This window comes from Pseudomonas sp. FFUP_PS_473, assembly GCF_002858665.1.
Taxonomy (GTDB): Bacteria; Pseudomonadota; Gammaproteobacteria; order Pseudomonadales; family Pseudomonadaceae; genus Aquipseudomonas; species Aquipseudomonas defluvii.
Window position 1 is genome coordinate 53,398 of record NZ_PJQQ01000013.1, and the last position, 17,503, is coordinate 70,900.

The 17,503-nt window shown below is 60.0% G+C and carries 14 protein-coding genes; 9 read left to right on the forward strand and 5 right to left on the reverse strand.

Features of this window, described 5'->3' with window-relative positions:
- Positions 1–122: 122 nt before the first annotated feature.
- From CYD26_RS11145 to pcaC, 7 genes are all read left to right on the forward strand, one after another.
- A complete protein-coding gene (locus CYD26_RS11145; RefSeq protein ID WP_099775677.1) occupies positions 123–1,469 on the forward strand; it encodes an MFS transporter in 1,347 nt (448 codons plus the stop codon).
- Between the two features lie 221 nt (positions 1,470–1,690).
- Positions 1,691–2,548 (forward strand): CoA transferase subunit A, encoded by an 858-nt coding sequence (locus CYD26_RS11150; protein ID WP_065758706.1) that lies wholly within the window; start codon positions 1,691–1,693, stop codon positions 2,546–2,548.
- Positions 2,545–3,327, forward strand: a complete 783-nt coding sequence (locus CYD26_RS11155; RefSeq protein WP_176717404.1) for a CoA-transferase subunit beta — start codon at positions 2,545–2,547, stop codon at positions 3,325–3,327. The genes CYD26_RS11150 and CYD26_RS11155 overlap by 4 nt, the downstream gene beginning before the upstream one ends.
- Positions 3,324–4,529, forward strand: coding sequence for a 3-oxoadipyl-CoA thiolase (gene pcaF, locus CYD26_RS11160; RefSeq protein ID WP_178081709.1), 1,206 nt, complete (start codon positions 3,324–3,326; stop codon positions 4,527–4,529). Before CYD26_RS11155 ends, pcaF begins: the two co-directional genes overlap by 4 nt.
- A gap of 252 nt (positions 4,530–4,781) precedes the next feature.
- Positions 4,782–6,146: a 3-carboxy-cis,cis-muconate cycloisomerase gene (locus CYD26_RS11165; protein ID WP_102052623.1), complete on the forward strand. Its 1,365-nt coding sequence runs from the start codon at positions 4,782–4,784 to the stop codon at positions 6,144–6,146.
- Positions 6,147–6,157: 11 nt separating this feature from the next.
- Positions 6,158–6,949: a 3-oxoadipate enol-lactonase gene (gene pcaD, locus CYD26_RS11170; protein WP_102052624.1), complete on the forward strand. Its 792-nt coding sequence runs from the start codon at positions 6,158–6,160 to the stop codon at positions 6,947–6,949.
- A gap of 10 nt (positions 6,950–6,959) precedes the next feature.
- Positions 6,960–7,352: a 4-carboxymuconolactone decarboxylase gene (gene pcaC / locus CYD26_RS11175; protein WP_065758701.1), complete on the forward strand. Its 393-nt coding sequence runs from the start codon at positions 6,960–6,962 to the stop codon at positions 7,350–7,352.
- An 84-nt stretch (positions 7,353–7,436) separates the two neighbouring features.
- Here pcaC and CYD26_RS11180 read toward each other — a convergent pair whose 3' ends face one another.
- The 5 genes from CYD26_RS11180 to CYD26_RS11200 form a co-directional block, all read right to left on the reverse strand.
- A complete protein-coding gene (locus tag CYD26_RS11180; RefSeq protein ID WP_099775674.1) occupies positions 7,437–7,943 on the reverse strand; it encodes a DUF962 domain-containing protein in 507 nt (168 codons plus the stop codon).
- A 226-nt stretch (positions 7,944–8,169) separates the two neighbouring features.
- Positions 8,170–9,423, reverse strand: a complete 1,254-nt coding sequence (locus CYD26_RS11185) for an OprD family porin (protein ID WP_065758699.1) — start codon at positions 9,421–9,423, stop codon at positions 8,170–8,172.
- A gap of 365 nt (positions 9,424–9,788) precedes the next feature.
- The gene (locus tag CYD26_RS11190) at positions 9,789–11,240 is read right to left on the reverse strand and encodes an AdeC/AdeK/OprM family multidrug efflux complex outer membrane factor (RefSeq protein ID WP_099775673.1); all 1,452 of its coding nucleotides are present in this window, start codon (positions 11,238–11,240) and stop codon (positions 9,789–9,791) included.
- The gene (locus CYD26_RS11195; protein ID WP_099775672.1) at positions 11,237–14,389 is read right to left on the reverse strand and encodes an efflux RND transporter permease subunit; all 3,153 of its coding nucleotides are present in this window, start codon (positions 14,387–14,389) and stop codon (positions 11,237–11,239) included. The genes CYD26_RS11190 and CYD26_RS11195 overlap by 4 nt, the downstream gene beginning before the upstream one ends.
- 3 nt (positions 14,390–14,392) lie before the next feature.
- Positions 14,393–15,553, reverse strand: a complete 1,161-nt coding sequence (locus CYD26_RS11200) for an efflux RND transporter periplasmic adaptor subunit (RefSeq protein ID WP_065758696.1) — start codon at positions 15,551–15,553, stop codon at positions 14,393–14,395.
- A gap of 259 nt (positions 15,554–15,812) precedes the next feature.
- Between CYD26_RS11200 and CYD26_RS11205 the strand changes: the two genes are divergently transcribed.
- Together CYD26_RS11205 and CYD26_RS11210 are read left to right on the forward strand one after the other, a co-directional pair.
- Positions 15,813–16,445 (forward strand): TetR family transcriptional regulator, encoded by a 633-nt coding sequence (locus CYD26_RS11205; protein ID WP_065758695.1) that lies wholly within the window; start codon positions 15,813–15,815, stop codon positions 16,443–16,445.
- 158 nt (positions 16,446–16,603) lie between these two features.
- Positions 16,604–17,491, forward strand: coding sequence for a DMT family transporter (locus CYD26_RS11210; protein WP_102052625.1), 888 nt, complete (start codon positions 16,604–16,606; stop codon positions 17,489–17,491).
- Positions 17,492–17,503 lie beyond the last annotated feature (12 nt).

Sequence of the window (17,503 nt, forward strand, 5' to 3'; positions counted from 1 at the left end):
CGCACGCCTGTCCGACCGCGTCCTGCGCGGAAGCTGAGCCCCCGAAAAGACTGCGTCCTCCATCCGTCTGTGCCGTTTACGCGCGCATGCGTACTTTCACGCATTTTTTCTGGATAACAATAATGAACAGTCCTCAAGCTTCAGTTGGAAACTGCCTTGATGTGCAGTCCTTCATCAATGCACAACCCCTCTCACGCTACCAATGGCGTGTGGTTGTTCTGTGTTTCTTGATCGTTTTCCTGGATGGTTTGGATACCGCCGCCATGGGCTTTATCGCGCCCGCGTTATCCCAGGATTGGGGTATCGACCGTGCCAGCCTGGGGCCGGTCATGAGTGCCGCGTTGATCGGCATGGTTTTCGGCGCCTTGGGTTCTGGCCCGCTGGCTGATCGTTTTGGGCGCAAGGTAGTGCTGGTGGGGGCAGTGATTCTGTTTGGTGCCTTCAGCCTTGCTTCGGCGTATAGCAGCAATGTCGATCAGTTGCTGGTGCTGCGCTTCCTGACAGGCCTGGGGCTTGGTGCCGGTATGCCCAATGCCACAACGCTGCTGTCTGAGTACACCCCTGAGCGGCACAAGTCGCTGCTGGTCACCAGCATGTTCTGTGGTTTCAACCTGGGCATGGCCGGTGGTGGTTTTATTTCTGCCAAGCTGATTCCCGTGTTTGGCTGGCATAGCCTGCTGCTGATTGGGGGTGTTCTGCCCTTGCTGTTGGCGTTGGTGCTGCTGGCCTGGTTACCGGAGTCAGCGCGTTACCTGGTAGTTCGCAACCGTGGTAACGACAAAGTACGCAAGACCCTTTCCCCCATTGACCCGGTTACGGTCGCCCAGGCCGCAAGCTTCAGTGTTCCTGAGCAGAAAACGGTCAAGGCGCGCAATGTGTTCGCGGTGATTTTCTCCGGAACCTACAGCATTGGCACCCTGCTGTTGTGGCTCACTTACTTCATGGGCCTGGTGATCGTGTACCTGCTGACCAGTTGGTTGCCGACCCTGATGCGCGAAAGTGGCGCCAGCATGGAGCAGGCAGCGTTCATTGGTGCGCTGTTCCAGTTTGGTGGTGTGCTGAGCGCCGTCGCGGTGGGTTGGGCGATGGACCGTTTCAACCCGCACAAGGTCATCGGCGTGTTCTACCTGCTGGCAGGCGTCTTTGCCTACGCAGTAGGGCAGAGCCTTGGCGATATCACCCTGTTGGCGACGCTGGTATTGATTGCGGGCATGTGCGTCAACGGTGCGCAATCGGCCATGCCGTCGTTGGCAGCGCGTTTCTACCCAACCCAGGGGCGTGCCACAGGCGTGTCGTGGATGCTGGGTATCGGTCGGTTCGGCGCGATCCTCGGTGCCTGGATGGGTGCAACGCTGCTAGGGCTTGGCTGGAACTTCGAGCAGGTACTGACCGCATTGGTGATCCCTGCTGGCCTGGCCACGGTGGCGGTGATCATGAAGGGCCTGGTTAGCCACGCTGACGCGACCTGATAGCGCATTGCGGCCGATCCTCGACAGGGTCGGCCGCTGATTGTTCCCTCCATTCCCCACCCTGCAGGCGTTGCCTGTGGGAGCGCGCAAGCAGCGATCGGAGTAGGAACAATCGGTTCGATTATCGAACGCTTAGTCGATTATCGGATTGAACCGCGTTCTGGACGGCCTTAATCTGAGGTCAATCTTCCTTCGACTTCAGCGAATACCAGGAGTCTGTAATGGCTGAAATCCTCTCGCTCCACGACGCCGTGAAGCAGTTCGTCAACGATGGCGACAGCGTCGCTCTCGAAGGCTTCACACATTTGATCCCGACCGCGGCCGGTCATGAAATCATTCGTCAGGGCAAGAAGAATCTGAGCCTGGTTCGTATGACGCCTGACTTGATCTACGATCAATTGATCGGTGCCGGTTGTGCCAAGAAACTGATCTTCTCCTGGGGCGGTAACCCAGGTGTAGGTTCCTTGCACCGTCTGCGCGATGCAGTGGAAAAACAATGGCCGCACGCCATGGAAATCGAAGAGCACAGCCACGCCGACCTGGCCAACGCCTATGTTGCAGGTGCTTCCGGTCTGCCATTTGCAGTGTTGCGTGCTTACGCCGGTTCTGACCTGCCGAAGGTCAACCCGCTGATCAAGAGTGTCACCTGCCCGTTCACCGGTGAAGTGCTGGCTGCGGTGCCGTCGGTACGCCCCGATGTCACGGTGATTCACGCGCAGAAAGCCGACCGCAAGGGCAACGTGCTGCTGTGGGGCATCCTCGGTGTACAGAAAGAGGCCGCCCTGGCTGCCAAGCGCTGCATCGTCACCGTCGAAGAGATCGTCGACGACCTGAATGCGCCGATGAACGCTTGCGTTCTGCCGACCTGGGCTCTGTCTGCTGTCTGCCTGGTTCCTGGGGGCGCGCACCCGTCCTATGCCCATGGCTACTACGAGCGTGACAACCGTTTCTACCAGGCCTGGGACCCTATCGCCCGCAGCCGTGAGACCTTCACCGCCTGGATCGATGAATACATCCGCGGCACTGCTGATTTCAACGCGTTCAAGGCAAAACTGGCCAGCGCTTCGGAGGCTGAATAATGAGCTACTCCACCAATGAAATGATGACCGTCGCCGCAGCACGTCGTCTGCGCAATGGTGCCGTATGCTTCGTTGGCATTGGCCTGCCATCCAAGGCCGCCAACCTGGCGCGGCTGACCTCGTCCCCGGACGTGGTACTGATTTATGAGTCGGGCCCGATTGGTGCCAAGCCGACTGTCCTGCCGCTGTCCATCGGTGACGGTGAACTGGCCGAGACCGCTGATACCGTTGTGCCGACCGGCGAAATTTTCCGCTACTGGCTGCAGGGCGGGCGTATTGACGTGGGCTTCCTCGGTGCTGCCCAGGTCGACCGCTTCGGCAACATCAACACCACGGTGGTGGGTGATTACCATCAACCCAAGGTTCGCCTGCCAGGTGCAGGTGGCGCACCAGAAATCGCCGGCTCCGCCAAACAAGTGCTGATCATCCTCAAGCAGTCGTCGCGTGCCTTCGTCGACAAGCTCGACTTCATCACATCGGTCGGTCATGGCGAAGGCGGCGACTCGCGCAAACGCCTGGGGCTGCCAGGTGAAGGGCCGGTAGGCATCATCACCGACCTGTGCATCATGGAACCGGAAGCGGGTACCAACGAGTTTGTGGTGACCTCGATCCACCCAGGTGTTACCCGTGAACAGATCATCGCCGCGACCGGCTGGCCGATCCGTTTCGCCGAAAATGTAGCGCAGACTGCCGAGCCGAGCGAAGTCGAACTGACTGCCCTGCGTGATCTGGAAGCGCGTACGGCGGCCGCTCATGGCCAAGCGCCAGGAGAAGCCTGATGCGTGACGTCTTTATTTGCGATGCAATTCGTACCCCCATCGGTCGTTTCGGTGGCGGCTTGGCCAGTGTGCGTGCCGATGACCTGGCAGCCGTGCCGCTCAAGGCGCTGATCGAACGCAACCCGTCGGTACAGTGGGACCAGATCGATGAAGTGTTCCTGGGCTGCGCCAACCAGGCCGGCGAAGACAACCGCAACGTTGCCCGTATGGCACTGTTGCTGGCTGGCCTGCCGGACAGTGTGCCGGGTGTAACCCTTAACCGCCTCTGTGCCTCGGGCATGGATGCGGTCGGTACAGCCTTCCGCGCCATTGCCAGCGGCGAGATGGAACTGGCAATTGCCGGTGGCGTCGAGTCGATGTCGCGTGCCCCGTTCGTCATGGGCAAGGCCGATAGCGCCTACTCGCGCAACATGAAGCTGGAAGACACCACCATTGGCTGGCGCTTCATCAACCCGTTGATGAAAGCCCAGTACGGTGTCGATGCCATGCCGCAGACTGCCGACAACGTAGCGGATGACTATCAGGTGTCGCGTGCCGATCAGGACGCCTTTGCCCTGCGCAGTCAGCAGCGTACCGCCCAGGCCCAGGCCGCCGGCTTCTTCGCCGAGGAAATCGTGCCGGTGCGTATTGCGCACAAGAAGGGCGAGACGGTTGTCGAGCAGGACGAACACCCGCGTGCCGATACCACGCTGGAAGCACTGACCAGGCTCAAGCCGGTCAATGGTCCGGACAAGACGGTTACCGCAGGCAACGCTTCGGGCGTCAACGATGGTGCTGCGGCGATGATCCTTGCATCAGCCGAAGCAGTGAAAAAACATGGCCTGACGCCGCGTGCGCGCGTGCTGGGCATGGCCAGTGCCGGTGTTGCGCCACGTGTCATGGGTATTGGCCCGGTGCCTGCTGTGCGCAAGCTGGTCGAGCGTCTTGGCCTGGCCGTGACCGACTTCGACGTCATCGAGCTCAATGAGGCATTCGCCAGCCAAGGCTTGGCTGTACTGCGTGAGTTGGGGCTGGCGGACGATGCACCGCAGGTCAACCCTAACGGCGGCGCCATCGCCTTGGGGCATCCATTGGGCATGAGTGGCGCGCGCTTGATTCTGACCGCGCTGCACCAACTTGAAAAAACCGGTGGCCGTAAAGGCCTGGCAACCATGTGTGTGGGGGTTGGCCAAGGCTTGGCGCTGGCGATCGAGCGCGTGTAAACCAGTGACCTCATCACCCGGCCTCCACGCAAGGTCTGGGTGATGGGGTGATTGTTATGTGGAGCAAGGGTGTTGCCAAGCCTGTCTAGACTTTCAGAACCCTCCAAGAGTAAGTAGCCATGACTTCTGTCCGCTACATTGTGCCGTTGCTCACTACTCAGCCCGCGTCTGACGAATCAGGCGGCCTGTTTGCATAACGATCATTGATCTACTCGCGTACCCTTGGTGGTGCGTTTTGTTGAAGGACCTGCCATGACTCAACGACCGGGCAACCAATTGTTCGATGCCTATTTCACAGCACCTGCCATGCGTGAGGTATTTTCCGACCGTGGTCGAGTGCAGGGCATGCTTGATTTTGAAGCTGCGCTGGCCCGTGCCGAAGCCGCTGTCGGGGTTATCCCGCAGGAGGCGGTAGCGCCCATAGAAGCGGCCTGCCAGGCCGATCATTACGATTTCGGCGCCTTGGCTGAAGCCATCGCCGTGGCCGGTAACTCGGCAATTCCATTGGTAAAGGCATTGGGCAAGGTGATAGCCAGTGACGTGCCACAAGCCGAGTGTTTCGTTCACCTCGGCGCTACCAGCCAGGACGCGATGGACACCGGCCTGGTGCTGCAACTGCGTGATGCGCTGGGCCTGATCGAAGCAGACCTCGCACAGCTGTGCGAGGCGCTAGCACGCCAAGCCCTGGCCCATGCCGATACGCCACTGGCCGGACGTACCTGGCTGCAACATGCCACCCCGGTGACGCTGGGAATGAAAATCGCCGGCACCTTGGGTGCCCTGACGCGGCACCGTCAACGCTTGCAGGAACTCAAGCCTCGGGTCTTCTGCCTGCAGTTCGGTGGGGCTTCTGGCACCTTGGCTGCCTTGGGGGAACAGGGTTTACGGGTTGCCGACGCTCTGGCTGAGCAGTTGCACCTGAGCCTGCCCGAGCAGCCCTGGCACACTCAACGGGATCGCCTGGTGGAGTTTGCTTCCGTGCTTGCGTTGATCGCCGGCACCCTGGGCAAGTTGGGCCGGGATGTCAGCCTGTTGATGCAAACCGAAGCGGCCGAAGTGTTTGAGCCTTCTGCTCCGGGCAAGGGCGGCTCCTCGACCATGCCGCACAAGCGCAACCCGGTGGGAGCCGCAGTTTTGATCGGTGCCGCGACGCGCGTGCCAGGCTTGTTATCGACCTTGTTCAGCGCGATGCCTCAGGAGCATGAGCGCAGCCTGGGCCTGTGGCATGCCGAATGGGAAACACTGCCGGAGATCTGCTGCCTGGTGTCCGGTGCCTTGCGTCAGGCGCAGATTCTGGCCGATGGCCTGGAGGTCGATGCCGAACGGATGCGTCGCAATCTGGAGCTTACCCAAGGCCTGGTCTTGGCTGAGGCGGTGAGTATCGTGCTGGCGCAACGCTTGGGGCGTGACCATGCCCACCACCTGCTGGAGAGCTGCTGCAAGCGTGCAGTGGCTGAACAACGCCACCTGCGCGCGGTGCTCGGCGACGATCCGCAGGTGAGCGCCGAACTGTCGGCAGACGAGCTCGATCGTCTGCTGGACCCTGCACACTACCTCGGCCAGGCGCGTGCCTGGGTTGAGCGTGCAGTGGCTGAACATACCCGACTGAGTGCCTGAAGGAGACTTTTGTGGCTAGCGTACAACTTGCCGATGGCGTACTGAACTATCAACTCGATGGCCCGGAAGGGGCGCCGGTACTGGTGTTGTCCAACTCGCTGGGCACCAACCTGCACATGTGGGACACCCAACTGCCAGCGCTTACCGCGCACTTTCGCGTATTGCGTTACGACACCCGTGGTCATGGCCAGTCGTTGGTGAGCGAGGGCCCCTACAGCATTGAACAACTGGGGCGGGACGTGTTGGCCTTGCTCGATGCCCTGCAGATCGAGCGTGCACATTTCTGTGGCCTGTCCATGGGCGGCCTGATCGGCCAATGGCTGGGTATAAATGCCGGCCATCGTCTGAACCGATTGATCGTGTGCAACACGGCGGCCAAGATTGCTACGCCAGAGGTTTGGAACCCACGGATCGAAACCGTGCTGCGTGATGGTCAGGCCGCCATGGTTGGCCTGCGTGACGCGTCCATTGAGCGTTGGTTCACCCCGGCCTACGCGGCGTCCCACCCTGATCAGGCCAAACGCATCACCGACATGCTCGCGGCCACCTCGCCGCAGGGCTACGCGGCCAACTGCGCTGCGGTGCGCGATGCCGATTTCCGCGACCAATTGGGCGAGATCAAGGTCCCTATGCTGGTGATTTCCGGCAGCGCCGACGCGGTGACTCCACCGTCTGGTGGCCTGTTTATCCGGGACAACGTGGAGGGTGCCGAATACGCTGAGTTCCATGCTGCGCACCTGTCCAACGTTGAAGTGGGCGAACCGTTCAGTCGTTGCGTCATTGACTTTCTGTTGGCCCGTTGAGGAGTTAGGTGTGGACGAGAAACAGCGTTACGAAGAAGGTATGAAGGTCCGTCGTGCCGTGCTGGGCGACGCACACGTCGATCGCAGCCTGAACAACCTGACGGCCTTCAATAGCGAGTTCCAGGAAATGATCACCCGTCATGCCTGGGGCGATATCTGGACCCGTCCGGGTTTGCCGCGGCATACCCGTAGCCTGATCACCATTGCGATGTTGATCGGCATGAACCGTAATGACGAGCTGAAGCTGCATTTGCGGGCGGCGGCCAATAATGGCGTCACCCGCGACGAAATCAAGGAAGTGCTGATGCAGAGCGCTATCTATTGCGGGATTCCAGCGGCCAATGCCACCTTCCACCTGGCAGAGTCAGTGTGGGATGAGCTGGGGGTTGAGTCGCGCGAGTGACCTCGACGACCTGAAAAAACGGCGCCTGCACATAGACGTTCCCGCGTCTGTTGCAGGCGCTGGCCTTTACAGCACCATGTCCTTCTAACGCCTGGTCACCGGCCCGGCGCTGCCTTCCACAGCCGCTTTCAGGTCGGGCCGCAGCCCAAGCATGAAAGCCGCTTCTGCGACGATGAACAGCGGTCCGATGATCAGCCCGCTGATGTCATCGACAAACGCCGGTTTGCGCCTTTCGTAATAATGTCCGACGAACTGGATGGCCCAGCCTGCCACGAACAGCCCCAATCCTGCGCTAAACCAGACGGCAGTGCTTTGTGCTGCCAGCCGCTCGCCAGCCCATAGGCACAGACCGAGCAGTGCGCCCATCACCAGGCCAAAGTGTGTGTCCAGTCTCAGGTAAAACCAGGCCGAAGCAGAGGCCACGAGCAGTGCAGGTGACAGCCACATCCCCATCAGCGACAGGCCCGGGCGCGACAGCAGTACCGTCACTGCAACAACAATCAGCGGGATACCAATGAAATGCGTGGCGATGTTGCGTGGATCACGGTGATACGCAGCGTATTGACTGAGGTATGTGGCGAGGTTTTTCATTGTAGTTCCTCCCGTCGAGCGTCAAATGAATAACCGTCATACCTGGCGTATGCAGCCGATTCAAGGCCACAGGTGTGAGCGGTTGCGCATTTCTGTGCAGGATAGCGTGCTACAGGGGAGGGGGAGCGGCGTGCGGGGATGCAACGGGATCAAGGTTTTCGCCCCGGTTCGCCTCAAACAGCTGGCGAACCGGGGCGGAACCTCGACAGGCTAGACGTTGCGGTGCTTACAGAATACCGATCGGGTAGCTGACGATCAGGCGGTTCTCGTCGAAGGAGTTGGTGTTGAAGTCCCGGCGCATGGTCGAGTTGCGCCATTTGAACGAGAGGTCTTTGAAGGCGCCGGATTGGATGACATAGGCCAGCTCCGATTCTCGTGCCCATTCCTTGCCATTGTCGACACTGCTGGTTTGCACGTTGTCGCCGCTGATGTAGCGGTTCATCAAGGTCAACCCGGGTACACCGAGGCTGGCGAAGTTGAAATCATGGCGCAATTGCCAGGAGCGTTCCTTGGCGTTGTCGAAGCTGGAGTTGTAGCTGTCGTTGGCCAGGGTGCCGCCGCTGGTGCCGTTGACCCGCATCCAGGCGCTGTCACCACTGACGTCCTGCAGACCAACATAGAAGGTGTTGCTGCCGTAGCGTGCCGACAACAGGGCTGACGCGGTCTTGTTATCCAGTTTGCCGGCCCGTTCAGCGCCGTCTTCCTTGCCGATGAAGTAACCAAGGTTGGCACCCAGGGTCCAGTTGCCCAGTGGCTGGCTGTGAACAAGGTTGATGTACTGCTGGTTGTAGATGTCCTTGAGTTCGGCATTCCACAGGCCGATCAATGTTCGCTTTTCGTTGAAGCTGTATTCGCCGCCGGCAAAGTTGAAGCGGTCGGAAGTGAAGGCTGGCTTGCCGTTCATGTACATGTCTTCCATGCTAGCGTCATTGCGTGGGCTGTTGCCACGGAACTGGCCACCATAGAGCGTAAGGCCGGTAATCTCCTGAGAGGTGATCTGGCCACCGCGGAAGGTTTGCGGCAACGAGCGGCCATCGTCCGAACGTAGAATCGGCAGCACCGGCATCCATTCGCCGACTTTCAGCTCGGTCTTGGACACCTTCGCTTTCAATGCCACGCCCAGGCGACCGAAGTTGTCGGCTGGGCGGCCGTCATCATGAACCGGTAGCAATTGAGTACCTGCGGTGCCTTTACCGCCGTCCAGTTTGACCGAGTACAAACCCAGTACATCGACGCCGAAGCCGACGGTCCCCTGGGTGAAGCCGGACTTGGCATCAAGGATGAAACTTTGGGTCCATTCCTCAGCCTTGCCTTGTTTGTTTGCCGGGTCGACGAAGTTGCGATTGATGTAGAAGTTGCGCAGGTTGAGCGTGGCTTTGGCATCTTCGACAAAACCGCCTTCGCTGGCCAGTGCAGGCAGCGCGCAGGTGGTCATCAACAAGCCGGAAAACACGTGTCGTGCGGGTTGGAAGGTATTCATTGTGGTGTCTCTTGTTTTTATTGGGCCGAGGCCTTCAACCGTAACGTTCAGCCGTCACGGATCGAGGTGCTGAGCTGAATGATCAGTGTTTCAAAGCGGCGAGAGGATGGTGCTGCGAGCGGTGGGGGTGAATCAATTCGTTGCAAACGGTACTGTGCGATAAACGAACACTAACTAGGTGGTACATAATTTTTTGCGGCATTCACGTGGCTGCGATGGCCGTGCAGGCATCGGTGCTGCCAGGGTAAGCAGGCCAGGTAGCGTTTTTTCGTGGGGGCAAAAAAAACCACCGCGAGGGTGGTTTTCAACGAGTGGCTTGCCTGGGTCATGAGCCCAGGCAAGGCAGCAGATTGCTGCCGACGCAATCAGTTCTTCGAAGCCTGCGCTGACGCCTGCTGATCCTGAACGGTTTGTTCATGCCAGCCGCCACCGAGTGCCTTGTACAGGTTGACCTCGCTGACCAGTTGCAACAGGCGGTCGGCGATCAGCGCCTGCTGGCTGCTGAACAGCGAGCGCTGGGCATCGAGGAAGGTCAGGTTGCTGTCGATCCCGATACGGTAGCGACGCTCGGCCAGACGGTAGTAGTCCTGGTTGGCAGCGACCAGGTCACGCTGGGCTTGCAGCTGCTCTTTGAAGGTCTGGCGTGCTGCCAGGCCATCGGAGACTTCCTGGAACGCGGTCTGGATTGTTTTCTCGTACTTGGCGACGTTGATGTCTTTCTGGATTTTCGAGTAATCCAGGCTGGCACGCAGGCTACCCGCGTTGAAGATCGGCAGGTTGATCTGCGGCTGGAACAGCCAGGTGCCAGAGCCACCCTTGAACAGGCCGCCCATGTCTGGGCTGAGGGTGCCGGCGTTGGCCGTCAGGCTGATGCTTGGGAAGAATGCAGCCCTTGCCGCACCGATGTTGGCGTTGGCGGCCTTGAGCAGGTGCTCGGCTTCCTGGATGTCCGGACGGCGTTGCAGCAGCTCGGAAGGCAGGCCTGCCGGTACTTCGCTAAGCAGGTCGGCATTGAGTTCCTGGCTGGCCGGGAGGTTGGCCGGCACGCTGGTGCCGAGCAGCACGGTCAGGCTGTTCAGGTCTTGTGCAACCAGGCGTTGGTACTGGGCCAACTTCACCCTGGCACCCTCCACCGACGTGCGCGCCTGGCTCAGGTCCAGTGCCGACGACACGCCGACTTCATTGCTACGTTTGGTCAGCTGGTAGCTTTCCTCGTAGGTCTTGAGGGTTTCCTCGGTCAGCTTGAGCAGGGCCTGGTCTGCTTGCCAGGTCAGGTAGGCGTTGGCCACGCTGGCCACCAGGCTGATCTGTGTCGAACGGCGTGCTTGCTCGCTGGACAGGTAGGTTTCCAGTGCCTGTTCGCTGAGGCTGCGGACACGGCCAAACAGGTCCAGCTCATAGGCACTGACGCCGAGTGTGGCCGAGTACTGGCTGTTGATCGTTGCTTCGCCGGTACTGGAGACATCGCCGGGTACACGCTGACGGCTACCACTGCCATTGGCCGAAACGGCCGGGAACAGGTCGGCGCGCTGAATGCGGTACTGCGCCCGGTAGGCGTCGATGTTCAATGCCGCAACCCGCAGGTCGCGGTTGTTGACCAGCGCCGTCTGAATCAGCTGCTGCAGTGCCGGGTCATGGAAGAACTGACGCCAGCCTTGCTCGGCTGCCGCGACCTCGGCCGACTCGGTTGGCGAGTAGGCCGGGCCTTGCGGCCACTGAGCCGCCGCTGGCGACTCGGGCGTCTGGTAATCGGGAATCAGCGAGCAGCCGCCAAGAATGAAAGCGGTGACCGCCAGGGACAACAGGGACTTACTCATTGCCCAGCCTCATAGCGTGGAGTTTCGGGGGTGGCGTCGGCTTTAGGCTTCTTGCTGGCGAACAGCGACGACACACTGACGAAGAACAGTGGTACCCAGAAAATGGCCAGTACCGTGGCGGTCAGCATCCCGCCGATAACGCCGGTACCGATAGCATGCTGGCTGCCCGAGCCCGCACCGCTTGAGATAGCCAGAGGTACCACGCCGAGAATGAACGCCAGCGACGTCATGATGATCGGGCGCAGACGCATCCGGCAGGCTTCCACTGCGGCGTCGATCAGGCTGCGACCCTGCTCATGCAGCTCTTTGGCGAACTCGACAATCAGGATCGCGTTCTTTGCAGCAAGCCCGATGGTGGTCAGCAGACCGACCTGGAAGTACACGTCGTTGGACAGACCGCGCAGGCTGGTGGCAGCCAGCGCACCGATGATCCCCAGCGGCACGACCAGCATGACGGCAATCGGGATCGACCAGCTTTCATACAGTGCTGCCAGGCAGAGGAACACCATCAGCAGCGACAGCGCGTACAGGGCTGGGGCTTGCGAGCCGGACAACCGCTCCTCGTAGGATAGACCGGTCCATGAATAGCCGATACCGGCGGGCAGTTGCGCTGCCAGGCGCTCGACTTCAGCCATTGCTTCACCGGTACTGTAGCCCGGGGCCGGCGCACCCAGGATCTCCATGGCTTCAACACCGTTGTAGCGCGACAGCTTCGGTGCGCCATAGATCCACTGGCCTTTGGCGAAGGAGGAGAACGGCACCATTTCACCGATCGAGTTGCGCACATACCACTTCTGCAGGTCTTCCGGGTTCATCCGTGAGCCGGGCTCACCCTGGATATAGACCTTCTTGACCCGACCGCGGTCGATGAAGTCGTTGACGTAGCTGGCACCCAAGGCAATCGACAGTGTGCTGTTGATCTCGGCGATGGTCACACCCAGGGCACTGGCGCGTTCGTCGTCGATGGTCAGTTGGTACTGCGGTTCATCGTTCAGGCCGTTCGGTCGTACTGCAGTCAGTACCTTGCTTTGCGCGGCCATACCGAGGAACTGGTTACGGGCTTCCATCAGCTTGGCGTGGCCGACACCGGCGCGGTCCTGGAGGAACACATCGAAGCCGGTGGCGTTGCCCAGTTCCAGTACAGCGGGAGGGGCGAACGCGAACACCATGGCATCACGGAAGGTGAAGAAATGCTGTTGAGCACGTTTGGCCAGGTTGAATACGCTGTTTTCAGCAGAGCGCTGGTCCCATGGCTTGAGCATGATGAAGGCCAGGCCCGAGCTCTGACCACGACCGGCAAAGTTGAAGCCGTTGACGGTAAACACCGAACTGACGGTATCCGACTCCTGCTCCAGCAAATAGCTGCGCATCTGGTCGATGACCACCTGTGTACGCTCGGCGCTGGAGCCTGCAGGTGTCTGCACCTGGGCGAAGAGTACACCCTGGTCTTCTTCTGGCAGGAACGCCGTTGGAATGCGGGTGAACAGCCAGACCATACCGACGACGATGATCAGGTAGGCCAACAGGTAGGGGGCCTTGTGCCGCAGCATGCTGCCCACACCGCGCTCGTAGCTGCGTACGCTGCGGTCGAAGTTGCGGTTGAACCAGCCAAAGAAGCCACGTTTGGCAACGTGATGCTCACCTTTTGGCACCGCCTTGAGCATGGTGGCACACAGTGCCGGGGTGAAGATCAGCGCTACCAGTACCGACAAGGCCATGGCCGAGACGATGGTGATGGAGAACTGTTTGTAGATCACCCCGGTGGAGCCGCCAAAGAACGCCATGGGCAACAGTACTGCCGACAGCACCAGGGCGATACCGACCAGGGCGCCCTGGATCTGGCCCATGGATTTCTTGGTTGCTTCTTTGGGTGACAGGCCCTCTTCGGACATCACCCGCTCGACGTTTTCCACCACAACGATGGCATCGTCCACCAGCAAGCCGATGGCCAGCACCATGCCGAACATGGTCAGGGTGTTGATGCTGAAACCGGCGGCTGCAAGGATGCCGAAGGTACCCAGCAACACCACCGGTACGGTCATGGTGGTGATGACCGTGGCGCGGAAGTTTTGCAGGAACAGGTACATCACCAGGAACACCAGCACGATGGCTTCGATCAGGGTGTGGATAACCCCGCTGATCGATTCGGTGACCACTGGCGTGGTGTCATACGGGAATACCGCCTTCATGCCTTGCGGGAAGAACGGCTCCAGTTCGCTGATGGTCTTGCGCAGCGCCCTGGCGGTATCCAGCGCGTTGGCGCCGGTTGCCAGCTTGATCGCCAGGCCCGAAGCCGGTTTGCCGTTGAATTGGGCACTGACTGCGTAGTTTTCGCCGCCCAGACCGATCTTGGCGACATCACCCAGGCGTACCTGCGAGCCGTCGCGGTTGACCTTCAACAGAATCTTCTCGAACTGCTCGGCGGTTTGCAGGCGGGTCTTGCCGATGATGGTTGCGTTCAGTTGCTGGCCGGGCAGGGCGGGCAGACCGCCGAGCTGGCCGGAGGATATCTGGACGTTCTGCGCGGCAACCGCCGTCTTCACATCCACCGGGGTCAGCTGGAAATTGTTCAGCTTGGCCGGGTCGAGCCAGATACGCATCGCGTACTGGGCACCGAACACCTGGAAGTCACCGACACCGGCGGTACGCGAGATCGGGTCCTGCATGTTCGAGACGATGTAGTTGGCCAGGTCGTCCTTGCTCATGCTGCCGTCTTCGGACACCAGGCCGATTACCATGAGGAAGTTTTTCACTGCCTTGGTAACGCGGATACCCTGTTGCTGCACTTCTTGCGGCAGCAGCGGGGTGGCCAGGTTCAGTTTGTTCTGCACCTGGACCTGCGCGGTATCGGGGTTGGTACCCTGCTCGAAGGTCGCCGTGATGGTCATGCTGCCATCGGAGTTACTTTCCGAGGACACATAACGCAGGTTGTCGATCCCGTTGAGCTGCTGCTCGATCACCTGGACCACGGTGTCCTGCACCGTCTGCGCCGAAGCACCTGGGTAGGTCACGGCGATGGCAATGGCCGGTGGAGCGATGCTTGGATACTGGTTGATTGGCAACTTGAGGATCGACAGTGCGCCGACCAGCATGATCACCAAGGCGATCACCCAAGCGAAGATCGGGCGATCGATAAAGAATCTCGACATGGTTTACTCCCCTTTGGCCTCTGCAGTCGCTGCATTGGCCTGGGCTGGCTTGGCTGGCTGGGCCGACTGGACGTTGGTGGCTTCGCGTGCCTTGACCTCGATGCCCGGTTTGACGAACTGCAGGCCTTCGGTGATCAGGCGGTCGCCCGGATTCAGGCCTTCCTCGATCAGCCACTGGTTGCCGACGGTACGGTTTGCCTTGAGCTGGCGAAGTTCGACCTTGTTGTCCTGATTGACGACCAATGCGGTTGGAGCACCTTTCAGGTCGCGGGTCACGCCCTGTTGCGGAGCCAGGATCGCTGCGTTCTTGACGCCCGCCTTGAGCTGGGCATGCACGAACATGCCTGGCAGCAGGTTGTGGTCAGGGTTAGGGAACACCGCGCGCAGTGTCACCGAGCCGGTGGTGGGGTCGACCGAGACTTCGGAGAACTCCAGGCGCCCGGCATGGGCATAGCTGCTGCCATCTTCAAGGGTCAGTTGGACCTTGGCGGCATTGCTGCCGACCTTTTCCAACTGACCGCTTTCCAGTTCGCGGCGCAGCGTGAGCAGCTCGACCGAGGACTGGGTGACGTCAACATAGATCGGATCGAGCTGCTGGATGACGGCCATGGCATCGGCCTGGCCATTGTTCACCAGCGCACCTTCGGTGACTGACGAGCGGCCAATGCGGCCGGAGATCGGTGCCAGTACCTTGGTGTAGCGCAGGTCGATCTGGGCGCTTTTTAGGGTGGCCTCAGCCTGCAAACGTTTGGCTTGCGCGTCGTCGTATTCCTGACGGCTCACAGCCTGTTCGGCAACCAACTGCTTGTAGCGCTCAGCCAGCGCACGTGTTGATTGCAGGTTGGCCTGGGCACTGGCCAGGGTCGACTCATACACCGATGGGTCAATCTGGTACAGCTGCTGGCCGAGCTTGACCTCGCTGCCTTCAGTGAAAAGACGCTTGAGAATGATGCCGTTAACCTGGGGGCGAACTTCTGCGACCCGGTACGCGGTGGTACGTCCCGGCAGTTCCGTGGTCAGGGTATAGGCTTGAGGTTGAAGGGTGACTACACCCACCTGGGGGGCCTGTGCGACAGGCGCCGCCGCTTCCTTCTTACAGCCGCTGAGCAGTGTTGCCAGGGCGACGGCGGAAACCAGAGCAGTAACAGCTGGTTTGAAGTGCATGGAGATCCTCGGGTCGCTGAGAGCTGAAGACGCTCAAGAGTAGTGGAAATTGAATGAGAGAAAAAATGGCGTCGAGTGGATAAGTAGCTTACTAACGAATATACTTACATTCACGGCTGTTTGTAAACACCTCTCGTTCGGTCTACCCGACTGCAGCGAGACCTGAATTAACCCCCGGGAACTGGCTCAGTAGACACTTGCCCGGCACCGAACCCGAGCGCCCACGGCGCGCCCGGCCCCTTGATGAGGTTGTACTGCCATGGTCCGTCGAACCAAAGAGGAAGCCCAGGAAACCCGTAGCCAGATTCTCGAGGCTGCGGAGAAAGCCTTCTACAAACGCGGGGTGGCGCGCACCACCCTGGCCGATATTGCAGAGCTGGCAGGGGTGACCCGGGGGGCCATTTACTGGCATTTCAACAACAAGGCCGAGCTGGTTCAGGCCATGCTCGATACTTTGCGCGAACCGCTTGATGAGCTGGCAAGGGCGAGTGAGAGCGAGGAGGAAGCCGACCCGTTGGGGTGCATGCGCAAACTGCTCATTCAACTCATGCAGCACTTGGTACTCGACCCTAAGACGCGGCGCATCAATGAAATCCTGCATCACAAGTGTGAGTTCACCGATGACATGTGTGACATTCGCCAGCAGCGCCAGAATTCGACCATTGACTGCCATGCACACATCACGTTGTCGTTGGCCAATGCCATAAGGCGAGGCCAACTCCCCGCCAATGTAGACCCAGAGCGAGCCGCCATTGCAATACATGCTTACATAGACGGCATCATCAAACGCTGGTTGCTGTTACCCGAGAGCTTCGACTTGTTCAAGGATGCCGAACTGTGGGTGGACACCGGCCTTGATATGCTGCGCTTGAGCCCAGCCTTGCGCAAATAAGAGTTTGTGAAGGATTGTGAGTAACTGCGTCTATTTGTTTCCAAGGTCCAGTTGTGCCCAAGGCCTCGTTCAGGTGAAGTCGACAGGTTCCGTTCTCACGGAGTGTCTGCGCTCTGGTAGTTAGCAGGCTAATTAATTATTTTTCATCGAGTCCTACCATGAGAGCCCTGAACCCGAAGCTTGGTGGTGCCGAACGGCCGCTCAAAGGTATTGCCTTGATCTGCCTGGCGGTGCTGTTGTTTGCCAGCCATGACGCCTTGTCCAAATACCTGTCTGGTTTCTATGCCATTGTGATGGTGGTTTGGGCGCGTTATGTGGTGCATACACTGCTGATGCTTGCGGTTTTTGTGCCGCGTGCGGGGTTTTCGGCAGTGGTGCGTACCCGGCGCCCGGGGCTGCAACTGGCACGGGCCTTGTGTCTGATTGGTACCAGCCTGTTCTTCACCACTGGCCTGCGTTACATCCCACTGGCCGAAGCCACGGCGGTCAACTTCCTGGCCCCCTTGCTGGTGACGGCACTGTCGGTGCCGCTGCTGGGCGAGAAGGTCAGTCGCAGCCAGTGGCTGGCGGTGCTCGGTGGTTTTGTCGGGGTGTTGATTGTGGTGCGCCCGGGGGGCGCGCTGTTCACCCCGGCGATTATCCTGCCGTTGTGTTCGGCGCTCTGTTTCGGTGGCTACCAGTTGCTGACGCGCAAGCTCAGCGGCTTTGATAGCCCAACCACCAGTAACTTTCTCACCGGTATTCTCAACAGCCTGATCATGACCGCACTGGTGCCGTTTTTCTGGACAGTGCCTACCCTGACCCACGGCCTGTTCATGATTGGCCTTGGGACCTGCGGCATGCTGGGCCACATGTTGCTGACCCAGGCATTTCGGCATGCCGCTCCAGCGATGCTGGCGCCGTTCAGTTATGGGCAGATCCTGTTTGCCGGGATGTTTGGCTACCTGGTCTTCAACCACACGCCGGACCTGTTCGGTGTGGTTGGCATTACCATCATCTGCCTCAGCGGGCTGGCGGTAGCCTGGGCTCAACGCCGGGGCGCCTAAGTGCGCCCACGC